Source organism: Kitasatospora sp. NPDC048540 (genome assembly GCF_040651175.1).
Lineage (GTDB): Bacteria > Actinomycetota > Actinomycetes > Streptomycetales > Streptomycetaceae > Kitasatospora.
Map to the genome: position 1 here is coordinate 1 of NZ_JBEZIR010000142.1, position 21725 is coordinate 21725.

Genomic DNA, 21725 nt, shown 5'->3' on the forward strand with positions numbered 1-21725 from the left:
CTCCACCGCTACAACTACCATCGCTGCCACACCGCCATCGGAGGACAACCACCGATCAGCCGTGTCAACAACCCTGCGGGTCAATACAGCTAGCGGACGTGGAACACGGGCCCGCGGGGGGTGAACGGGAGGGCCGCGTCCCGGGGGACCAGGTAGGCGTGGTCGCGGCGCAGCCGCAGGACGTCGCACTCGCCGTCGGTGATGACCAGGACCGGCGCCGCGGATGGGAAGTCCTCGGCTCGTTCCAGCAGGTCGATGCCGGGTTGCAGGACGGTTCCGCCGCGGCCGCGCACCCGGACCCGGCCGGCGATCTCCTGCGGCGGCAGGAAGCCGGCGTCGTACGGTGCCGCGTCGCAGAACACCACCCGGGCGGCGGGGACCTCGCGGGCGGCCGCGTACGAGGCGATGGCGCCCAGCGCCTTGCCGAGCAGCCGGCGGTCCATCGAGCCGGAGGTGTCGAGGACGACGCCGAAGGTGCAGCGGGCGACCTCCTCGGGCGGGAAGGAGCGGCCGGCCCGCGGGATGTCCGGGGTGGAGGCCTGCCGGCGGGAGGGCCTGGCGTAGCTGCGGTGCGCGGTCGGGGCGGGGACGAACTCGTCGAACCAGCGGGCCAGCCGGGCGTCCCAGGGCACCGGCGGGTGGTCGAGCGCGCGGATCTCCTCGACCAGGCCGGCCGGGAGCAGGCCGCGGCCGCGGGAGTGCAGTTCGAAGCCCTGCTGCAGGCCGCGGCGGTAGAAGTCGTCCAGGTCGACGTAGTCGCGCGGGGGGCCGAGCGGCTCGCCGAGGATGTCGGTGTGCCCCTTGCCCGCCAGGGTGGCGAGGCGGCGGACCCGGCGCTGGTCGCGGACGATCCGGTCGTAGACTTCCTCCGCCGACAGGCCGCTCAGCCCGGGGTCGTGCAGCAGCGCTTCGGGCATCTCGCCGACGCCCATCTCCAGCAGCCAACCGTTGATCACGTAGTCCGCGGCGACGTTGAACAGGTACGGGTCGCGGGCCCCGCGCCGGTCCTGGTGCCGCAGGCGGCGTGCAGCATCTCGTGGGCGAGGACGAAGCGCCACTCCTCGTCGCTGTACCGGCGCAGCGGGTTGAGGTAGATCTCGCCGGCCCGGGCGTCGACGGCGGCGATGGCGATGCCGTGGGCGCGGGCGAGTTCGGCGTCGGCGACCAGGGTGATGCCCGCGGCCAGGCCGCCGAGCAGCGGGTACGAGGAGATGAACCAGTTGAGCGCCCTGGTCCAGGGGCGTTCGGGGGCGCGTTCGCCGGTGATCCGGTCACGGCGGCCGCCGGCCACGTCCATCGCGGCGGACATGGTCCGGGTGAGGGCGGCGGCGAAGGCCAGGGTCCAGTCCTCGGGCGGGGCGGGCCCGGTCCAGGGCAGCAGCAACTGGTCGGGCCCGCTGCCGCCGACGGCGGGCAGTTTCGGCAGGCCGTCGCGGCGCCAGCGGGCGGTCAGCTCCTCCTCGTCGCCGGCGGGCAGCACGGCGGGGAGGTCGAACGGCGGCCGGCCGGTGAGGAAGGTGCTCTGGAAGCGGATGACCACCGCGCAGCGGGCGGCCAGGTCGTGGGCGTCGGGCGGGGTGCGGCGGCCCTCGGCGGCGGGGAGGTGGCCGAGGCCGAGGTGGAGCAGACAGTGCGCCAGCACCCAGGCCCATTCGGCGGGTTCGGCGCGGCGCCGGGGGTTGGCGTGCACGGTGCCGTTGGAGTCGGCCACCGCCCAGCCGTCGGCGGGGCACTCGGCGCAGTCGGCGGAGCGGCAGATCCGGCCCACCGAGGTGAGCGCGTGGTTCCCGCGCAGCAGCCGGACGCCTTCGGCGAACGCCTCCGCGGCGGGGTCGGGGGCCGGCTCCTTGGCCTTCGCGCCGCGGCCCGTCCGGCCGCTCACCGGCGGGCCTCGACCAGGCGGGGCATGTCGCGGGCGGCTTCGACCAGGAACCAGGCGGGCAGTTCCGGGTTGCCGTCGGCGCCGTCGGCGATCACGGTCTGGGCCACCTCGACGGAGATCTCGGCGAGCTGGATCAGCAGCGACTTGGCCCGGTAGGCGGTCTGCCGCAGCTGGTTGGAGACGTGCTCCTTGCGGGCGGGGAGCTCCTTGACCAGCCGGGTGCGGAAGGCGTCCGCCAGGTAGTACAGCAGGTCCCGGTCCTCCGGGCGGTGCGGCCAGCGGGCGTCGCCCTTGAGGATGGCGTCCAGGCCGTAGGAGTTGCGGACGATCTTCGCGTACCCGCAGAAGCCGACCGCGTGCTGCGGGGTGAGCAGGCCGTGTGCCAGCACCTTGAGGGTGGGTTCCGCGAGGGACGGGCCGAAGGAGTGCAGGGCGTCCGAGAGCATGTGCCAGGCGCGCGGGGTGGAGAACGCCTCCTCGGTCTTGGGCGGCGCCGACCACAGGTGGTCCGGGCGGTCGGTGAGGTAGTCGGTCACCCAGGGGTGGATGCCGTTGCCCGCCGCCCAGCCGAGCCAGTCGGTGGCGCTGGCCCGCAGGTGCACGTGGACCAGGCGGTTGACCAGGGCGGATGCCATCGGGCGGGCCAGTGCGCCGTCGGTGGCGCGGTTGCCCGCGCCGATCACGATGGAGCCGGGCGGCAGTTCGTAGGAGCCGATCCGCCGGTCGAGGATGAGCGAGTAGAAGGCCTTCTGCACGTCCGGGGTGGCCGCGTTGAGCTCATCCAGGAACAGGCAGTAGGGCTCGTCGCGGGCGATCGACTCCGGCGGGCAGAACCGGGACCGGCCCTCGGCCGTGATCTGCGGGACGCCCACCAGGTCCTCCGGCGCCAGCTGGGTGCCGATCAGGCTCACGCACGCCAGCCCCAGCGAGTCCGCGAACTCCCGTACCAGCGAGGACTTCCCGATCCCCGGCGCGCCCCACAGGAACACCGGCCGGACGGTGGCCAGCCCGAGCAGCAGCTCGGGGACCTCGGACGGTGAGACGGTGACGGCACCCTGCACGGGACTCCTTCGGTACGTGGATTCCCGTGCAGTGTGCGGGCCGCCCGGCCCGGCCGCATCCGGTTTTCCCGCCCCGGGTCCGCTCCCGCAGGCGCGCGGGCTCAGCCGAGCACGGCCGCCGCGAGCGCCGCCGGCGAGCCCGGCCCGGGGACGAGGTAGCGGCGGGCGGCGTCGAGTTCGGGCATCTCGGCGGCGGCCCGCTCCTCGGGGGCCCGCTCGACCACGGTGGTGCCGGTCTCCGCCTCCAGGACCGGGGCGTAGCCCGCCCGCCGCAGCGCGGTCAGGGTGTCGGCCGGGGAGGCGGTGCTGATCAGCACGGTGGGGGCGATCCGGCGCAGCCCGAGCCCGGCGAGGGCCCGCGCCTTGGAGAGTTCCAGGACGAGCGCCTCGTCGTCGGAGCGCAGACAGCAGGTGGAGCGCACCACCCGGACCCGGCCGTGCGTCCTGGCGGTGTCCTTGACCAGGTAGTCCAGGGTCTGCGGCAGGGGCAGCGCGCCCTCGGACGCCTCCGTGAGGCGGGCCAGCAGGTCGGCGGCGTCGGCGCCCGCGTCCAGGGCCCGGCGGACCGAGGCCGCGCCGATCCGCCAGACCACGGCGTGCCCGTCGGACTCGCGGTCGGCCACGGACTGGAGCAGTTCGGCGAGTTCGGGCGCGGCCTGGCCGGGCACCACGACGGTGAGGTCGGCCTGGAACCGGGCGGTGGTGAGCGGCGCAGGCACCAGTTCGGCCAGGGCGGTCCGCAACGCGCCGACGGCGCGCGCCAGTTCGGGGTGCCCGTCGAGCGAGGGCCCGGTGCCGGGCACCGCGGGGAACCAGCGGTCGGCCCCGGCCCGCAGCAGCGCGAGGACGGCGTGTCCGACGGGGGTGAGCGCGCCGTGGGCGACCACCCCGACCGCCTCGGCCTCGTGCAGGGTGGCCAGCGTCAGGGCGACGGGGTCGGCGATCTGTTCGATGGCCACGGGCAGGTGCCAGCGGGCGGCCTCGACCAGGTCCTCGACGCGTGCGGGGCCGAGACCGGCCGCGGCTCCCAGTCCGTGGCCCGCGGGCAGCAGCGCCAGCGCCTCCAGCACGGCGCGGCGCAGCGCCGTGCAGTGCGGGTCCTGCGGGGTGACCAGGGCGACCGGGGTGTCGTCCGGGGCCGGCCAGTGGCTGAACACCTCGGGGGTGGCCGCCCAGGTGGCGATCAGCGGTACCAGGCGGTCGGCGGGCGGCGCCGCCAGCCACCGGTCGTACCGTTCGGTGGGCAGGATCCGGGCGGGCGGCGGCGGGGCCGGCTTGCGGCCGCGGGTGGCCGGCGGGGCGCCGCGGTGCGGGGCGATCAGGCCGGCGTTGGCGGCGAGGTCCAGCCAAAGGCGGGTGCGCGGCTCGTCGGTGCCGACGCTCTTCGCCAGCCGCCGGGTGTCCCGGACCGCGACGCCGCCGTTGCGGCGGACGGCGAGCGGGGCCGCCGCGACCGCCCTGAGCACCAGCTCCACCTGGGAGACGGCCGCGGTGGCGGCGGCCTGGGCCTCCCCGGCGGAGAAGGCCGGCAGTGCGGGGGCCGGGCCGGGGACGGGCGGGTCGAGGGCGAGGTCCAGCTCGGTGGGGGTGACGCGCAGGGCGGAGCCGATCTCGTACGGCAGTTCGGCCAGGTCGGGGCCGGAGGGGACGAGCAGGCCGCGGACGGCCAGCCAGTCCGTCGCCCGGTCACCCGAGCCGCCCTCCCGGAAGTGGAACCAGCCGGGTGCGCCGCTGTAGGAGTTCGCGGACTCCTGGACGAAGCAGTCCGTGCGCAGCCGCGGTGCCCCCGCCAGCAGCAGGCCGAGCAGCTCCAGCACGTCGGCGGGGGCGTCCGCGACCATCCGGCGGACGGCGGCGGCGTCCTGCAGCAGGTCGACGATCTGCCGCTGCGCGGCGTCCCGGTGCGGTGCCCGCGGCAGGCCGAGGGCGTCCTCGACGATGCGCACCTCGGCGGCCTTGTAGGCCGCGGTGAGCAGGACCGCGAGCGGCCGGCCCAGTCCGCGCAGCTCGCCGACGCGCTGGTGCAGGACGGCCGGAACGGTGAGCCGGGTACCGTGCGGCGGCAGGAGCAGCGCCCGTTCGGCCAGGCGGTCCAGGACGGGGGCCACCCGCGGGCCGAGCCGGTCGACCAACTTGGCCCTGGGGACCGCGCGTTCGGCCGGGTCGGGCGGCCGGACGGCGTACCCGGCCGGCCGGTACGAGGGCCGCCCGCCGGTGAAGCCAGCCGGGGCGGCACCGGTCGCCTGCACCGGGAGCGGGCCGTGCAGTTCCTCGGCGAGCTCCACGGTGGCGGTGAGGGCCTGGAGTTCGGCCTGGTCGATGGAGATCATCCCGAGCAGGGCGGAGTTCGCGGTGAGCAGGTGCTCGGCGAGCCGTGCCGGGTCCTCCAGGCCGGCGCCGGCCGTGTACGGCAGCTGCCGCTGCTCCAGCAGTTCGGTCAGCTGGGCGGGTGTGCGGCTGGTCAGCCAGGTCTTCAGGGCTCGGGCGCTGGTCACCGCTCCACGCTAGCCGAGGTGGCCGCGGCGGGCGCAAACCCGCTCGCGCGGGCGGGTGTTCGGGCCGTACCGTCGGCAGGTGTGAACGCCATGCGCCCCCTGATCGCCGTGCTGACCGGCGCGGGCATCTCGACCGACTCCGGCATCCCCGACTACCGCGGCCCGAACGGCCTGTGGCAGCGCGACCCGGCCGCGCGGGAACTGGTCACGATCGGCCCGTACCTGGCCGACCCCCTGGTGCGCCGCCGGGCCTGGCTGATGCGGGCGCGGACCGGCGCCCTCGCGGCCGAGCCCAACCCGGGCCACCTCGCGCTGGTCGAGCTGGAGCGCAGCGGGCTGCCGGTGCGGGTGCTGACCCAGAACGTCGACGGCCTGCACCAGCGCTCCGGCCTGCCCGACCGCAAGGTGCTCGAACTGCACGGCACCGCGCACCGGGTGGAGTGCGTCGGCTGTGGGGAGCGCGGCGCGATGGCGGATGCGCTGGCGCGGGTCGCGGCGGGTGAGCCGGATCCGGCGTGCACGGCCTGCGGCGGGGTGCTGAAGCCCTGCACGGTGATGTTCGGCGAGCTGCTCGACCCGGTGGTGCTGGCGCAGGCCGAGGCCATCGCGAAGGCCTGCGACCTGTTCATCGCGGTCGGCAGCACGCTGCGGGTGCACCCGGTGGCGGCGCTGCCGCAGATCGCGCTGGAGCACGGCGCCCGGCTGGTGGTGGTGAACGCCGAGCCCACCCCGTACGACCCGGCGGCCGCCGAGGTGGTGCGCGAGCCGATCTCGACCGCGCTGCCGGCGCTGGTGCGGCGGCTGGTCGCGGGGGAGTGACGGCGCCGCCCGCGCCGGGCTACTGCCAGCCGACCAGGTGCGTGGTGCCCGCGGTCTGCGGGGCGGCGTCGGGGGCGTCCAGCCGGCCGATCCTGACCGGCAGGGAGCCGGTGTCCAGACCGACCCGGTAGAGCGTCGACGTGGTGCCGCTCTCGGCCGCCAGGTACGCCAGCGACCGCCCGTCGGGCGCCGCCACGACGCTGTCCAGGTGCCGGTACGGGTCCCGCGGCAGCAGCCCGGTGACGCCGTCGACCGCGGCGTGGCCGGCCGTGAAGTGGATCAGCAGCAGGTCGTCGCGGGACATGCAGAGCAGGGTGGCCGGGTCCGTCCACAGCCGCGGGCTGCAGCGCGGGACCGACTCCGAACCGGGCACCACCGCCCGGCCGTTGCCGTTCGGGCCGAGCGTGGCGGGTTCCACGTACCGGGCGTCGTACGCGGCGACGTCCCCGCGCTGCCAGAGGGTGGGCCCGCTGCCCGCTGCGGCGGTGCCGTCGGGGGCGGGCACCACCTGGTCGGGGGTGCTGTCGAACGGGCGGGTCGGCCAGGCCTGGCCGCCGGTGAGGGTGAAGTCGGCCCCGACGGCGGCGCCGTGGGCGGTGGGAGCGGCCTCGGGGTGGGCGAGGTCCCGGGCGGCGAGCCGCCGGTCCGCGCTCTCGTACCAGAGCAGGGCGGTGCCCGCCTGGAAGGCCGGGGCGTGGCCCTCGACGGCCGGTCCGGCGGCGGGCGAACCGTCGGTCAGGCTGAAGGCGGTGGCGACGGTGCCGGAACCGCCGGGGCCCGGGAGGGTGCCGGCGATCCTGCTGAAGCCGGTGTCGAAGAGCTGCCGGTCGGCCTCGGCGGAGCTGTCCCGGGGCTGCCCGCAGAGCGGTTCGACCACGGCGCCGTCCGGCAGGACGGTGGTCCGCCCGTCGATCCGGGCGCCGTCGGCGGCCGCGTACGCGGTGACGGTGACCCGGTGGTCCTTGGTGCCGGGGGTGTCCGACTCGGCGGCGAAGCGGTCGCAGCGGGCGACCACGATGCTGCCCGGTCCGGCCAGCGGCGCCGCCGGGGGAGCGGTGGCGGGCTTCGGCGCCGGGCCGGCGCCGATGCCGGTGCAGGCGGGGACGGCGAGGACGGCCGCCGCCGCCGCGAGGTGTCCGAGGTGTCTTCCGAGGTGTCGTCCGACGGATCGCGGCATGTCTGGTTCCCCCTGGTCGCTGGTACGGCAGCGCGAAGATATCAGCCCGATGATCATTCAAATCATGATCGGCCGGGACGGTGGCCGAGTCATTACGATGGCACCCCGACGAGCAGGAGTGATCAATGGCGATCGACACCTTCGACCCGTGGTCGGCCGCGTTCGTGGCGCACCCCTACGACGCGTACGCCCAACTGCGCGAGCACGCCCCGGTCAGCCACTACGAACCCACCGGACAGTGGCTGGTCTCCCGGTACGCCGACGTCAGTGCCCTGCTGCGGGACCGCCGCCTCGGCCGCACCTACACCCACCGCCACACCCACGAGGAGTTCGGCCGCCCGGCCCCCGACCCGGCGTACGAGCCCTTCCACACCCTCAACGACAACGGGCTGCTCGACCTGGAGGCCCCCGACCACACCCGGATCCGGCGGCTGGTCTCCAAGGCCTTCACCCCGAGAATGGTCGAGTCACTGCGCCCGACCGTTGCCCGGCTCGCCGACGAACTGGTCGGCGCGCTGATCGAGGACGGCGGCGGGGACCTGATCGCCGCCGTCGCCGAACCGCTGCCGGTCGCCGTGATCGCCGAGATGCTGGGCGTCCCGGAGTCCGACCGGCACCTGCTGCGGCCCTGGTCCGCCGACATCACCGGCATGTTCGAGCTCAACCCGTCCAAGGAGACGGCCGAGCGGGCCGTCCGCGCCAGCACCGAGTTCTCGGACTACCTGCGCGCCCTGATCCGCGAACGCCGCACCGCCCCCGGCACCGACCTGATCAGCGCGCTGATCCAGGCCCAGGAGGGCGCCGACGCACTCAGCGAGCAGGAGATGGTCTCCACCTGCGTCCTGCTGCTCAACGCCGGCCACGAGGCCACCGTCAACACCACCGGCAACGGCTGGTGGGCCCTGCTGCGCAACCCCGGTGAACTCGCCCGGCTGCGCGCCGACGTGGACGGCCTGCTGCCCACCGCCGTCGAGGAACTGATGCGCTGGGACACCCCGCTGCAGATGTTCGAGCGCTGGGTGCTGGAGGACATCGAGGTCGCCGGGGTCACCATCCCGCGCGGCTCCGAGGTCGCCCTGCTGTTCGGCTCCGCCAACCGCGACCCCGCCCGATTCACCGACCCCGACCGCCTGGACCTCGGCCGCACCGACAACCCGCACATCACCTTCGGCGCCGGAATCCACTTCTGTCTCGGCGCCCCGCTCGCCAGACTGGAGCTCAACGAGTCGTTCGGCGCGCTGCTGCGCCGGGCGCCCGGGCTGCGGGCGGTCCGCGAGCCCGAGTGGCGCCCGGGGTACGTGATCCGCGGGCTCGCCGAGCTGACGGTCGAGATCTGAGGGAGCGACGATGACGGGGCGGGCGACGGGCACCCTGCTGGGACTGGCGATCGGGGACGCGCTGGGGCACCCGACCGAGTTCCTGACCTACGAGGAGATCGCCCGCTCGTGCCCCGACTGGCGCCGGCTCCCGCTGCCGCGCAACGCCCGAGTGACGGACGACACCCAGATGGCGCTGGCGCTGGCCCGGGGCCTGCGCACCGCGCAGGAGCGCGGGCCGCTCACCCCGCTGCGGGTCGAACGGCCGGTCCGCGAGGAGTACGTCGACTGGTGGCGCTCCCCGCAGAACAACCGCGCCCCCGGTATGACCTGCCTGCGCGCCTGCCAGCGCCTCAGCCGGGACGAGCTGCGCTGGCAGGAGGCCAGCGACCTCGGCTCCAAGGGCTGCGGCGCCAACATGCGGGTCGCGCCGGTCGGCCTGCTGCCCGGCCTGACCGACCGCCAGTTCTCGGGCACGGCCCAGCTCCAGTCCGCCCTCACCCACGGGCACCCGACGGCGCTGGCAGCCAGCGAACTCACCGCGCTCGCCGTCCGGCTGCTCGCCACCGGCACGGCGCCGGGCGACCTGCCCGGCCTGCTGCGGGCGCACGCGCTGGCGAACCGGACCCGCTACGACGAGTTCTGGCTCGGCGACCTGGCCGCGCACGCCCAGGACCCTTCGCCGGAGAGCTTCACGGCGCGCGGCTGGGACGACTGCCTGCTGGAGCTCGACCGGCTGGACGCGGCGCTCGCCCGGCCCTCGCTCGACACCGACCCGTGCGAGATCACCGGCGCCGGCTGGATCGCCGAGGAGGCCCTCGGCACCGCGCTGCTCTGCTTCCTGCTGCTGCCCGACGACCCGGTCGCCGCGGTCCGCCGGGCCGCCTTCTCCTCCGGCGACTCGGACTCGCTGGCCTGCCTGACCGGGGCCTTCGCCGGCGCGCACCACGGAGCGGCGGCCTGGCCGAAGGAGTGGGTCGGGCGGATCGAGTACCGCGAGGAGCTACTGGCCTTCGGCGCGCTCTGGGACTGAGCCCCGGCCGGGGGCGACGGCCCGGGACAGCACGACGCGCTGCGGCGGCGCCGGCCGGGCGGGCGCCGCCGTGGTGCCGTTCAGGGCGGCCACGAAGGCCGCCAGCTCGGCCCGCTCGGCGGCATCGAGGCCGCGCTTGAGCACGGCGGTGAAGACGGTCGGTCCGGTGTACAGCAGCAGGAACTCCGGGGTGTCCACCACCCGGTGGTACCTGTCCCAGCCGGTCTCGGAGGACGCCCCGGGCCGCTGGATCCGGACGCCGCCGTCGGTCAGCCCGACCTCGACGGTGCCGCCGAGCCTGGTCAGCGAGCGCCGTACCGCCCGGCGGGTCCCCACCGTCAGCTGGTACAGCACGACGGCGCCGACGCCCGTGCCGGCGATCCCGAGCGGGACGTTCCCGAGCGCGAACAGCAGCACGCCGTCGGGGAGGAGCAGCAGCACGCAGCCCCACATGACCTGCCGGCGGCGGCGCTGCCCGAGCCGGGAGGCCCGCAGCAGCTCCTCGAAGGAGAGCCGGTACGACGTCCTGATGTTCACGCACTCCCCCTGGCCCCGAACGGTGAGCCGGACTCTAGGGGGTGATCGACTTCCCGCTCAAGCGCCCGGGCCGGCCGCCCCGGGCCCGGCCAGGATCCCGGCCGCGCGCGCCGCGTCCAGCCACTGCGGGAACCCGGTCAGCAGCCCGTCGTACAGCTCGGCGTCGGCCAGGGCGCGCGGATCGCGGCCGGCCGCGAAGAACCCCGCGTTGTCGACCGGCCGCCGCCCGGGCACCGGCAGCTCGTCCAGCCGGCGCAGCACCGCGAACTCCCGGTCGTCCGGGTCGCCGAAGCCGACGAACTGCCAGTACACCGGCAGCTCCGCGGCCAGGCACAGCATCTCCTGCGCCGCGCCCCTGGCACTCGGGCCGCCGTCGGTCTGGAACACCACCAGCGCGGGCGCGTCGGTGCCCGACAGCTGGTAGTGCCGGATCACCGCCTTCATCGCCAGGTGGTAGTTGGTGCGGCCCATGTGCCCGTACGTCTCGTGCAGGGCCGCGATCCGGCCCCGGTGGTCCGCCAGGGCGAGGTCGGCGACACCGTCCACCCCGGTGGAGAAGAACACCACCGGCACCCGGCCGTCGTCGTCCAGCCGGGCGGACAGCGCGAGCACCCGCTCGGCGAAGTCCTGGACGGTGCCGTCCCGGTAGAGCGGCCGCATCGAACCCGAGCGGTCCAGCACCAGGTAGACGGCGGCCCGGGCGCCGGCCAGCCCGGCCTTGTCCAGGCTGACCCGCGCGGACTCGAAGCTCTTGACCAGGCCCGGCGCCCGGGCCGCCACCTTCTCCAGGCTCAGGCCCACGCGGGGTACCGCCCGCCCAGCTCTGCCGGATCGGTGCCGCCGGCCACGGCCGCCAGGTCGTCGGCGACCTGCAGCAGCGTCGCCCGGCCCTCCACCGCGTCCGTCCACTCGGCGGGCAGCCCGGCGAGGCCGTACGCGGCGCCGGCCAGGTTGCCGCAGACCGCGCCGGTGGAGTCGCTGTCACCGGAGTGGTTGACCGACAGCAGCAGCGCCTCGCGGGCATCCGCGCCCGCCAGCAGCGCGTACACCGCGATGGCCAGGCACTCCTCGGCGATCCAGCCGAGCCCGACCCGCTCCACCGCCTCCGCCGAGCCCGGCCCCTCGTCCGCGATCCGCACCGCCCGCCGCAGCGCCTCCACGCACTCCCCGGCCGCCGGACGACCCGCGGTCTGCTCGATGGTGTCCGCCACCGCGTCCCGCGGCGCGGCGCCGCCCGCCAGCCGCTCGACCAGCGCCGCGAACGCCCCGGCCGCCAGGTACCCGGTCGGGTGGCCGTGGGTCAGCTGGGCGCACTCCGCGGCCAGTTCGAACGCGTCGGCCACGCCGAGCCGCAGCAGCCCGAACGGCGCCGAGCGCATCACCGTGCCGCAGCCCTTGGAGTTCCCGTTGATCGGACCGACCTCGCCCAGCGGCGCCGCCTTCTCGTACCGCGGCCAGCCGGACAGCCCGCTCAGGCAGGCGTTGCCGGGCGCCCGCGAGGCGTACAGGAAGGAGTGGCCCAGCAGCCAGCCGTCCGGCTCCCGCTCGGGCCCGGACAGCCGCTGGGTCAGCAGCCAGCGCTGGTACGCCTGCTTCAGCGCGGCCGGGTGGCCGCCGCGCAGCAGGCCCTCGGCGGTGAACAGGGTCATCTGGGTGTCGTCGGTGACGTCCGTCCCGTTCAGCCCGGTCACCCCGGCGGGCCCGAAGCGGTCCCTGATCCGGTCCAGCCGCTCGAACTCCACCGGCCAGCCCAGCGCGTCACCGACCGCCCCGCCCAGCAGCGCCCCGCGCACCCGGTCCTGATACGTGGTCATCCGTCCCCCCATGTCGTCGTCAGCGCCGGATCTCCCCGGCCCGCTGGTGCAGGGCTGCCCGGTCGGCCGCCGCCCGGCCCGCCGCCCAGCCCTCGCCGTCGCTCACCCGCACCCGCTGCGAGACGAGCTTCGGGAACATCTTGCCCACCGTGTCGTCGACCGCCTCCGCCCGGGCCTTCAACGCGGGCAGCAGCCGCTCGTCCGGCGCCAGCTGCTGCGAGCTGCCGTCCTCGCGCAGGTGCCGGCCGGCCGCGGCCTCCTCCACCGTCCGCTCGGTGGCCGCCGTCAGCCGCTCCCGGATCCGCGCCGCGTACGCGACCAGGAACGACTGCCGGAACGCCTTGGTGCGCGGCGCACCGTCCTGGTGCTTGCGGCTGCCCGCCCGGTGCATCGCGGCGGTCGCCTGCACCAGCAGCGAGGTGTACAGCAGCTCCACCGCGTCCAGGTCGGCGTCGAAACCGATGATCGTGCAGAAGCCGAACTCCTTGGCCCACACCACCCGCGCCCGGTTCGCCGCCGCCACCGCGTCCAGCAGCATCGCCTTCGGGCTCTCGTACGGGTTGTCGACCCCCAGCCGCAGCGCCGCCGGGGTGTCCTTCCCGGGCGCGCCGGCCGCCAGCAGCACCTCGTCGATCGAGTGCTGGGCCATCAGCTGCTGCGCCTTGGCGCTCAGCGCCTCGGCCTCCTCCGGGTACTCCGTCGACTCCGCCTTCGCCAGCAGCGCGCGGATCCGGCCGAGCATCCGCGGCTCGCCCGCCACCGGGCCGGACGCCCGCACCGGCGACTGCCCGGGCACCGGCCCGACCGGGGACACCGGCGGCAGCAGCGCCCACGCCCGCACCAGCTCCAGCACCGCCGTCGCCAGCGCGAACCGGTCCAGCCGGTGCCGCTCGGCGAACGCGCCCAGGTATGCCTCGTCGCCCGCCCACCACACCTCGGCCGCCAGCTCGCGCAGCTGCTCCTGCCACCGCCGGTCCAGCGTCGCCGCCGGGTGCCGCCGGCCCTCGGCCGCGATCAGGTCCACGGCCAGCGCCAGGTGCACCGGCCCGAGCGAGCGCCGCACCACCCGGACCAGGTCGGCCGGCCGCCAGCCCGCCGTCCAGCGGCTCCCGACGGCCAGGTCGGCATGGGCCAGCACGGCCCGGCTGACCTGCGGCCACTGCTCGGTGGAGGCGGCCAGCACCGACGCCCCGCCGTCCAGCGCCCGGTCGAGCCGGTCCGCCGGGGCCGCCACCACCTGCTGCACCGCCTGTGCCAGCAGTCCGGCGACGGCCGCTTCCTGGTCGTCCCTGCTGCGCTTGCCCACGGTGTCTTCGCCTCTGCTCGCCCCGGTGCCCGGACCCGGGCACCCCAGCCATGATGCCGCAGCCGGCCGCGCGACCCTCAGTGCCGGAGCACCCGGACTCAGCGCTCGACCACCACCGCCAGGATCTCCGGCAGCCGCCCCACCAGCCGCCCGGCCGCGATCCGCACCCCGAGCGCCGCCACCAGCACCCCGTACAGCGGCCCTGCCGCCAGCACCGTCCAGGCCGGCCCGCCGTCCCCGAGCAGCCACAGCAGCAGCGCGCCGACCGGCGAGGCGAGCACCGCCACCCCGACCATCGAACCGAAGCTGTTCAGCAGCACCACCCCGGTCTGCCCCGGCGCCGCACCGCGCATCGGGTTGCCGTCCGCCGGCATCGCGTACGGCGCCAGCACGCTCAGCACCGCACCCAGCCCGATGCCCGCACCGAGCCCGGCCAGCGTCAGCCCCAGCGCGGGCGCCAGCGCCCCCCACTGCCCGGTCGCCGCCGCCAGCACCAGCCCCAGCACCACCACCAGCGGCAGCGCGTACGAGAGCACCGCCGCCGCCCGCCCGCGCAGCTCCTCGCGGGCCTGCGCCGGGGTGCCCAGGGTCGCGGCGACCGTCCAGAACGCGGCGCCGTCCATCCCGAAGACGTTCACCATCTGCAGCCCGAGCATCAGCCCGCCGAGCGCCACCACGTACACCGACGCCCAGCCCTGGATCACCGACAGCGCGCAGAACACCAGCACCATCCCCACGCTGGTGAAGATCGCCGCCTTCGCCCGCGGCTCCCGCCAGGCGTAGCGCAGGTGACGCTGCATCACCGCACCCGTCCGCCCCGGCGGCAGCAGCCGCCAGGCCCGCGAGCTGCCGACCCCGCGGGTGGCCACCTGGGTCGAGGCGTCCGCGGTCACCATCAGCTGCCGCAGACTGCCGTGCCACCAGCGCACCAGCACCAGCAGCAGCCCGGCGGCGAGCGCCAGCTGCGCCAGCGCGACGCCCCACGCGCCGGCGCCGGCGCTGTGCACCGCGCCCAGGGCGCTGACCGGCGGGATCCAGCGCAGCACCGCGGCGTACGGCTGGAGCGGGGAGAGGTCGAGCTGCTGCGCGCCCGGCTTGCCGAAGGTGCTCTGGAAGACCAGGTTCCCGACCTGGATCAGCACCGCGAACAGCAGCCCGCCGAAGATCGCGAAGTCCTTGCCGCGCCGGCTGGACAGCAGCCGGGCGTTGCCGGCCGCCACCGCCCGCGACAGCACCACCAGGGTGAGCACCGCCAGCGGCACGCCCACCACGGCCGTCACCGCGGAGCCGGCACCGTCCGCGGCCGCCACCGCGGCGCCCGCCAGCAGCAGCAGCGACAGCACCGGCCCGGGGCCGATCAGCGCGGCCAGCACCGAGCCGCGCAGCAGCGGCCCGGGCGCCAGCGGCAGCATGGTCAGCCGGGTCGGGTCGGAGCTCTCGTCACCGGTGAACAGGAACAGCGGCAGCGCGGCCCAGCCGATGGTCAGCGAGGTGGCCAGCACCAGGGCGGCGTCGGCGGCACCGGCGTGGCCGTGCAGGGCGGCGACCCCGGTTGCGAGGCCCGCCGTGAACAGCAGCCCCAGCAGCGAGCCGATCAGGTAGACGGCCCGCCGCCCGGGGCTGCGCCGCAGGCCGTTGCGCAGCAGCCGGAGCTTGAGCGAGACCAGGGTGCGCACCACCGCCCGGTCCGCGGGGACGGCCCAGGTCACCGGGCACCGCCCAGCCAGTCGAGGGACTGCCCGTCGTCCTCGCGGACCCCGATCAGCTCCAGGAAGGCGGAGTGCAGCGAGCGGCCGGCGCGCACGGTGTCCAGCGGGCCCTGCGCGATCACCTGGCCGGCGTTGACCACCGCCACCCAGTCGCACAGCTGCTCCACCAGCTCCATCACGTGGCTGGAGAAGACCACGGTGGAGCCGGAGGCCGCGTACCGCCCGAGGACGCCCCGGATGGTCTGCGCGGAGACCGGGTCGACGCCCTCGAACGGCTCGTCGAGGAAGAGCACGTCGGGGTTGTGCAGCAGGGCCGCGGCCAGTCCGATCTTCTTGCGCATGCCGGTGGAGTAGTCGGCGACCAGCTTGTCGCCGGCCGTCAGCAGGTCGAGCACGGCCAGCAGTTCCTCGGCCCGGCGGTCGACCTCGGCGCCGGGCAGGCCGCGCAGCCGGCCGTTGTACTGCAGCAGCTCGCGCCCGCTCAGCCGCTCGAACATCCGCAGCCCCTCGGGCAGGATGCCGATCCTGGCCTTGGCCGCGACCGGGTCGCGCCACACGTCCTCACCGTGGATCAGCACGGTGCCCTGGTCCGGCCGCAGCAGGCCGGTCGCCATCGAGAGCGTGGTGGTCTTGCCGGCGCCGTTCGGCCCGACCAGGCCGACGAACGAGCCGGCCGGCAGGTCGAGGGTGAGGCCGGCCACCGCGGTCTGGGCGCCGAAGCGCTTCCACAGGCCGTGCAGGGCGACGGCGACGGTCGGTGGCGGTGCGGACGCCTGCATGGCGGGTCTCCTCCGGTGGCGGGGCCCGCGGCGCGGGCGGAACGGTTTCAGCCTCTCACCGCCCGTCAGCGGGCGGGGCCCCGGGGGGATTCGGGGACGCCGGACCGGACGGTGCCGTCCGCGGCGAACTAGTTGGGCCGCCCGATCGTCCTGCATGCTGAGGGAGCGCGACAGCCGCGCGACGGGGGCGCCGACACGCGCCCGGGGCTTCGGGAGGTGCCGGATGACCGGACAGCCGTGGGGGCAGCAGCAGCCGGCCCAGCCCCAGGTGTACGGGCAGTTCGGGCCGCCGGTGGAGCCGGCGCCGTACCGCCCGTCCGGGCCGGGCCCGGCCGGGTACCCGCCGGGGCGCCCGGTGGCCGCCCACCCGCCGGTGTACCAGCCGGCCTCGCCGGCCGACCTGCAGGCCGCGATGCGCGCCTCGCACGCGGACCGCGAGCGCACCGTCGACGTCCTCAAGGCGGCGTACGCCGAGGGCCGGCTCTCGGCGGAGGAGTACTCGCAGCGCTTCGACGCGGTGCACCAGGCGCAGACCTACGGGCAGCTCAGCCGCCTGGTGGCGGACCTGCCGGCGGGGCCGATGCCGGTCCCGTACGCGGCGGCGCCGGTGGTCCAGGTGGTGCCGCAGACCTTCCTGCCGCCGCCGGTGTTCCCGGTGCAGCGCCGGACCAACCGGCTGGCGGTCGCCTCGCTGGCGCTCGGGCTGTTCTGCCTGGTGTCGATGGGCAGCACCGCGGTGCCCGCCGTGATCACCGGCCACCTGGCCAAGAACCAGCTGCGGGACTCGGGCGAGGAGGGCTCCGGGATGGCGGGCGCCGGTCTGGTGATCGGCTGGGCCTGCATCGCGGGCTGGGTGTTCCTGCTGCTCGCCCTGGTGTCGGCGGGCGGCTGACCGCGGCCGGCCTCGGGCCGGGGCCCGGCGCGTCCGGATGCGGGCCGGGCCGATCTGTGGTAGGCATCCCAGAGAGGGTGGTGCCGACCCCGGAACCTCCTGCGACCTGCGGTGATGCATTTGTTTTGACCGTCGCGGATGCGCTAGGTAGGCTCTGACCTTGTGCCTGGGGTGTCCCCGGGTCCTTGTGCGTGCCAGCACACCGGCTGCTGCAGCGGAGTGGTTCATCCCGCTTCGCCCGCGCCGTCGCTGCACATCAGCTCATGGGATTCCGCGATTCTTCCCCCGAAGAGGCCCAACACACCCGACCGCGTGGGTCGGCGAGTGGAGGGAACACCGCAGGTTAGTTACACCCAGCCTTGGCACACAGAAAACGGAGAAACGGTGCCTACGATCCAGCAGCTGGTCCGAAAGGGCCGGCAGGACAAGGTCGAGAAGAACAAGACTCCCGCGCTGAAGGGTTCCCCGCAGCGTCGTGGGGTCTGCACGCGTGTGTACACGACCACCCCGAAGAAGCCGAACTCGGCGCTTCGTAAGGTCGCCCGTGTGCGCCTCACCAGCGGGATCGAGGTCACCGCTTACATCCCGGGCGAGGGCCACAACCTGCAGGAGCACTCCATCGTGCTGGTGCGCGGTGGTCGTGTGAAGGACCTTCCTGGTGTCCGCTACAAGATCATCCGCGGTTCCCTCGACACCCAGGGTGTCAAGAACCGCAAGCAGGCCCGCAGCCGCTACGGCGCCAAGAAGGAGAAGTAAGAATGCCTCGTAAGGGCCCCGCCCCGAAGCGCCCGGTCATCATCGACCCGGTTTACGGCTCCCCGCTGGTGACCTCGCTGGTCAACAAGATCCTGCTGCACGGCAAGCGCTCCACCGCCGAGCGGATCGTCTACGGCGCCCTCGAGGGCGTCCGTGAGAAGACCGGCGCCGACCCGGTGATCGCGCTGAAGCGCGCGCTGGAGAACGTCAAGCCGACCCTCGAGGTCAAGTCCCGCCGCGTCGGTGGCGCCACCTACCAGGTGCCGGTCGAGGTCCGTCCGGGCCGCGCCAACACCCTGGCGCTGCGCTGGCTGGTCGGTTACTCCCGCGCCCGTCGCGAGAAGACCATGACCGAGCGTCTGCTCAACGAGATCCTCGACGCCAGCAACGGCCTGGGTGCTTCCGTGAAGCGCCGCGAGGACACGCACAAGATGGCCGAGTCCAACAAGGCCTTCGCGCACTACCGCTGGTAGTCCGAACCCCGTCACTAGACAGAGAGAGAACGAGCCACCATGGCTGCAACCTCCCTTGACCTCGCCAAGGTCCGCAACATCGGGATCATGGCGCACATCGACGCGGGCAAGACCACCACCACCGAGCGGATCCTGTTCTACACCGGTGTCTCGTACAAGATCGGTGAGGTCCACGATGGCGCTGCCACCATGGACTGGATGGAGCAGGAGCAGGAGCGCGGCATCACGATCACGTCGGCCGCGACGACCTGTCACTGGACCCTCGACGGCGTTGACAACACCATCAACATCATCGACACCCCGGGCCACGTCGACTTCACCGTCGAGGTGGAGCGCTCGCTGCGCGTGCTCGACGGTGCGGTGACGGTGTTCGACGGCGTCGCCGGTGTCGAGCCCCAGTCCGAGACCGTGTGGCGGCAGGCTGACCGCTACGGCGTCCCGCGCATCTGCTTCATCAACAAGCTGGACCGCACGGGCGCCAACTTCTTCTTCTGCGTCAAGACCATCGTGGACCGCCTCGGCGCGACCCCGCTGGTGATGCAGTTGCCGATCGGTGCCGAGTCCGACTTCGTCGGTGTCGTGGACCTGGTCCGGATGAAGGCGCTGGTCTGGTCCCCCGAGGCCACCAAGGGCGAGATGTACGACATCGTCGACATCCCGGCCGACCTGGTCGACCAGGCCAACGAGTACCGCGAGGCGCTCCTGGACACCGTGTCGAACGTCAGCGACGAGGTGATGGAGCTCGCCCTCGAGGGCGAGGACATCCCCGAGGAGCTGCTGATCGCCGCGATCCGCAAGGGCACCCTGAACTCGGACTTCACCCCGATCTTCTGTGGCACCGCGTTCAAGAACAAGGGCGTTCAGCCCCTGCTCGACGCCGTGGTGAACTACCTGCCGTCGCCGCTGGACATCGAGTCCATCAAGGGCCACAAGCCCGGCGACGAGTCGGTCGAGATCACCCGCAAGGCCTCGGACGACGAGCCGCTCGCCGCGCTCGCGTTCAAGATCATGTCCGACCCGCACCTGGGCAAGCTCACCTTCGTCCGGGTCTACTCGGGCCGCCTGGAGTCCGGCACCTCGGTGCTGAACTCCGTCAAGGGCAAGAAGGAGCGCATCGGCAAGATCTACCGCATGCACGCGAACAAGCGTGAGGAGATCGAGTCGGTGGGCGCCGGCGACATCGTCGCCGTCATGGGCCTGAAGCAGACCACCACCGGTGAGACGCTGAGCGACGAGAAGAACCAGGTCATCCTGGAGTCCATGGACTTCCCGGCCCCGGTCATCCGCGTCGCGATCGAGCCCAAGTCCAAGGGTGACCAGGAGAAGCTGGGTGTCGCCATCCAGCGTCTCGCGGAGGAGGACCCCTCCTTCCAGGTCAACACGGACGAGGAGACCGGCCAGACCATCATCGCGGGTATGGGCGAGCTGCACCTCGAGGTGCTGGTCGACCGTATGCGCCGTGAGTTCAAGGTCGAGGCCAACGTCGGCAAGCCGCAGGTCGCGTACCGCGAGACGATCCGCAAGGCCGTCGAGCGCATCGACTACACGCACAAGAAGCAGACCGGTGGTTCCGGCCAGTTCGCGAAGATCCAGATCGCGATCGAGCCGCTCGAGTCCGGCGAGGGCTACGAGTTCGTGAACAAGGTCACCGGTGGCCGCGTGCCGAAGGAGTACATCCCTTCGGTCGACGCCGGCTGCCAGGAGGCCATGGAGTTCGGTGTCCTCGCGGGTTACGCCCTCCAGGGTGTCCGCGTGACGCTGCTCGACGGTGCCTCGCACGACGTCGACTCCTCCGAGCTCGCGTTCAAGATCGCCGGCTCGATGGCCTTCAAGGAGGGCGCCCGCAAGGCGTCCCCCGCTCTGCTCGAGCCGATGATGGCCGTCGAGGTCACCACGCCCGAGGACTACATGGGCGATGTGATCGGCGACATCAACTCTCGCCGTGGCCAGATCCGGTCCATGGACGAGCGTCACGGTGCCCGCGTCGTCACGGCGCTGGTGCCGCTCTCCGAGATGTTCGGCTACGTCGGTGACCTGCGCAGCAAGACCTCTGGTCGCGCAAGCTACTCGATGCAGTTCGACTCGTACGCCGAGGTTCCGCGGAACGTGGCGGACGACATCATCGCCAAGGCCAAGGGCGAGTAAGGAGCCGGTCCGCCGGTTCCCTGCCCGGGCGCTGGGCGCTCCCGCAATCGGGACGTACCAGACCCCTTAGGCTATTAGGAGGCGAACCGGGGGGATCCTCGCAGATTCCCCCGGTCTCCTCCGCCCCCACCCGCGGGACGGCATGGAGTGCAAACCAGCGCTCCGTACCCAACCCGATCAAAGACCAACTGACGTCGTACGGCGTACAGAACTGTCCTCAGGAGGACTGCAGTGGCGAAGGCGAAGTTCGAGCGGACGAAGCCCCACGTCAACATCGGCACCATCGGTCACATCGACCACGGTAAGACGACCCTTACCGCGGCCATCACCAAGGTGCTGCACGACGCGTACCCGGAGATCAACCCCTTCACGCCGTTCGACCAGATCGACAAGGCTCCGGAGGAGCGTCAGCGCGGCATCACCATCTCGATCGCGCACGTCGAGTACCAGACCGAGGCGCGTCACTACGCCCACGTTGACTGCCCGGGTCACGCGGACTACATCAAGAACATGATCACCGGTGCGGCCCAGATGGACGGTGCGATCCTCGTCGTCGCCGCCACCGACGGCCCGATGCCGCAGACCAAGGAGCACGTCCTCCTGGCCCGCCAGGTCGGCGTCCCCTACATCGTCGTCGCGCTGAACAAGTCCGACATGGTGGACGACGAGGAGATCCTGGAGCTCGTCGAGCTCGAGGTCCGTGAGCTCCTCTCCGAGTACGAGTTCCCGGGCGACGACCTGCCGGTCGTGCGCGTCTCGGCGCTGAAGGCGCTCGAGGGCGACGCCGAGTGGGGCCAGAAGCTCCTCGGCCTGATGGAGGCCGTGGACGAGGCCATCCCGACCCCGGCCCGTGCCGTGGACCAGCCGTTCCTGATGCCGATCGAGGACGTCTTCACGATCACCGGTCGTGGCACCGTCGTCACCGGCCGCATCGAGCGCGGTGTCCTCAAGGTCAACGAGACTGTCGACATCATCGGCATCAAGGAGACCAAGACCACCACCACGGTCACCGGCATCGAGATGTTCCGCAAGCTGCTCGACGAGGGCCAGGCCGGTGAGAACGTCGGTCTGCTCCTCCGTGGCATCAAGCGCGAGGACGTCGAGCGCGGCCAGGTCATCATCAAGCCCGGTTCGGTCACCCCGCACACCGAGTTCGAGGCCCAGTCCTACATCCTGTCGAAGGACGAGGGTGGCCGTCACACCCCGTTCTTCAACAACTACCGTCCGCAGTTCTACTTCCGTACCACGGACGTGACCGGCGTGGTGACCCTCCCCGAGGGCACCGAGATGGTGATGCCCGGTGACAACACCGGCATGACCGTCCAGCTGATCCAGCCCATCGCCATGGAGGAGGGCCTCAAGTTCGCCATCCGTGAGGGTGGCCGGACCGTCGGCGCCGGCCAGGTCACCAAGATCCTCAAGTAATTTGACGGTCTGACCTGGCGCCTGTTCCTCAGGCACCCGAGAGGGGCCCCCCCGATACGAATGCGAAAGACGGGGCCCACAAGCCCCGAGCGGGGCACGGACCGCG

Annotated in this window: 17 protein-coding genes and 1 pseudogene; 8 read left to right on the forward strand and 10 right to left on the reverse strand. The window is 73.6% G+C overall.

The features are described from left to right. Positions 1-89 precede the first annotated feature (89 nt). From AB0D08_RS34910 to AB0D08_RS34920, 3 genes and pseudogenes are all read right to left on the reverse strand, one after another. Positions 90-1882 (reverse strand): annotated as a pseudogene (locus AB0D08_RS34910) (hypothetical protein). Further along, complete coding sequence (locus tag AB0D08_RS34915; protein WP_033822205.1) at positions 1879-2943, reverse strand: MoxR family ATPase; 1065 nt, start codon at positions 2941-2943, stop codon at positions 1879-1881. The pseudogene AB0D08_RS34910 and the gene AB0D08_RS34915 overlap by 4 nt, the downstream one beginning before the upstream one ends. A 101-nt stretch (positions 2944-3044) precedes the next feature. After that, a complete protein-coding gene (locus tag AB0D08_RS34920; RefSeq protein ID WP_359894305.1) occupies positions 3045-5438 on the reverse strand; it encodes a helicase-associated domain-containing protein in 2394 nt (797 codons plus the stop codon). 90 nt (positions 5439-5528) lie between these two features. Here AB0D08_RS34920 and AB0D08_RS34925 point away from each other — a divergent pair, with 90 nt between their 5' ends. Beyond that, positions 5529-6257: a Sir2 family NAD-dependent protein deacetylase gene (locus AB0D08_RS34925; RefSeq protein WP_033822204.1), complete on the forward strand. Its 729-nt coding sequence runs from the start codon at positions 5529-5531 to the stop codon at positions 6255-6257. Positions 6258-6276: 19 nt separating this feature from the next. Here AB0D08_RS34925 and AB0D08_RS34930 read toward each other — a convergent pair whose 3' ends face one another. Further along, on the reverse strand, positions 6277-7434 hold the full coding sequence (locus tag AB0D08_RS34930) for a hypothetical protein (protein ID WP_033822203.1): 1158 nt from the start codon (positions 7432-7434) through the stop codon (positions 6277-6279). Between the two features lie 125 nt (positions 7435-7559). On the opposite strand from AB0D08_RS34930, the gene AB0D08_RS34935 reads away from it, so the two are divergent. Both AB0D08_RS34935 and AB0D08_RS34940 read left to right on the forward strand, forming a co-directional pair. Then, entirely contained in the window at positions 7560-8771 is a 1212-nt protein-coding gene (locus tag AB0D08_RS34935) for a cytochrome P450 (RefSeq protein WP_033822202.1), read from the forward strand. Between the two features lie 10 nt (positions 8772-8781). Further along, positions 8782-9783 (forward strand): ADP-ribosylglycohydrolase family protein, encoded by a 1002-nt coding sequence (locus tag AB0D08_RS34940; RefSeq protein WP_359894307.1) that lies wholly within the window; start codon positions 8782-8784, stop codon positions 9781-9783. Here AB0D08_RS34940 and AB0D08_RS34945 read toward each other — a convergent pair. The 6 genes from AB0D08_RS34945 to AB0D08_RS34970 all read right to left on the reverse strand — a co-directional run bounded on the left by AB0D08_RS34945 (position 9754) and on the right by AB0D08_RS34970 (position 15928). After that, positions 9754-10320, reverse strand: coding sequence for a YcxB family protein (locus AB0D08_RS34945; protein ID WP_033822200.1), 567 nt, complete (start codon positions 10318-10320; stop codon positions 9754-9756). The two genes, AB0D08_RS34940 and AB0D08_RS34945, sit on opposite strands and share 30 nt — an antisense overlap. A gap of 57 nt (positions 10321-10377) precedes the next feature. Further along, on the reverse strand, positions 10378-11121 hold the full coding sequence (locus tag AB0D08_RS34950; protein WP_359894309.1) for a VWA domain-containing protein: 744 nt from the start codon (positions 11119-11121) through the stop codon (positions 10378-10380). Then, on the reverse strand, positions 11112-12134 hold the full coding sequence (locus AB0D08_RS34955) for an ADP-ribosylglycohydrolase family protein (RefSeq protein ID WP_149038327.1): 1023 nt from the start codon (positions 12132-12134) through the stop codon (positions 11112-11114). Before AB0D08_RS34955 ends, AB0D08_RS34950 begins: the two co-directional genes overlap by 10 nt. 19 nt (positions 12135-12153) lie before the next feature. Then, positions 12154-13440 (reverse strand): DUF2786 domain-containing protein, encoded by a 1287-nt coding sequence (locus AB0D08_RS34960; RefSeq protein WP_233289154.1) that lies wholly within the window; start codon positions 13438-13440, stop codon positions 12154-12156. Positions 13441-13538: 98 nt separating this feature from the next. Further along, complete coding sequence (locus tag AB0D08_RS34965) at positions 13539-15149, reverse strand: transporter (RefSeq protein WP_359894312.1); 1611 nt, start codon at positions 15147-15149, stop codon at positions 13539-13541. Continuing rightward, entirely contained in the window at positions 15146-15928 is a 783-nt protein-coding gene (locus tag AB0D08_RS34970; protein WP_359894314.1) for an ABC transporter ATP-binding protein, read from the reverse strand. The genes AB0D08_RS34965 and AB0D08_RS34970 overlap by 4 nt, the downstream gene beginning before the upstream one ends. Positions 15929-16151: 223 nt before the next feature. Between AB0D08_RS34970 and AB0D08_RS34975 the strand changes: the two genes are divergently transcribed. The 5 genes from AB0D08_RS34975 to tuf all read left to right on the forward strand — a co-directional run bounded on the left by AB0D08_RS34975 (position 16152) and on the right by tuf (position 21619). Further along, positions 16152-16820: a DUF1707 and DUF4190 domain-containing protein gene (locus AB0D08_RS34975; RefSeq protein WP_359894315.1), complete on the forward strand. Its 669-nt coding sequence runs from the start codon at positions 16152-16154 to the stop codon at positions 16818-16820. A gap of 384 nt (positions 16821-17204) precedes the next feature. Further along, positions 17205-17576 (forward strand): 30S ribosomal protein S12, encoded by a 372-nt coding sequence (gene rpsL / locus AB0D08_RS34980; RefSeq protein ID WP_014144289.1) that lies wholly within the window; start codon positions 17205-17207, stop codon positions 17574-17576. Between the two features lie 2 nt (positions 17577-17578). Continuing rightward, positions 17579-18049, forward strand: a complete 471-nt coding sequence (gene rpsG / locus AB0D08_RS34985; protein ID WP_033822197.1) for a 30S ribosomal protein S7 — start codon at positions 17579-17581, stop codon at positions 18047-18049. Positions 18050-18088: 39 nt separating this feature from the next. Beyond that, entirely contained in the window at positions 18089-20194 is a 2106-nt protein-coding gene (gene fusA, locus AB0D08_RS34990; RefSeq protein WP_033822196.1) for an elongation factor G, read from the forward strand. 231 nt (positions 20195-20425) lie between these two features. Further along, a complete protein-coding gene (gene tuf, locus AB0D08_RS34995; protein ID WP_033822195.1) occupies positions 20426-21619 on the forward strand; it encodes an elongation factor Tu in 1194 nt (397 codons plus the stop codon). Positions 21620-21725: the final 106 nt, after the last annotated feature.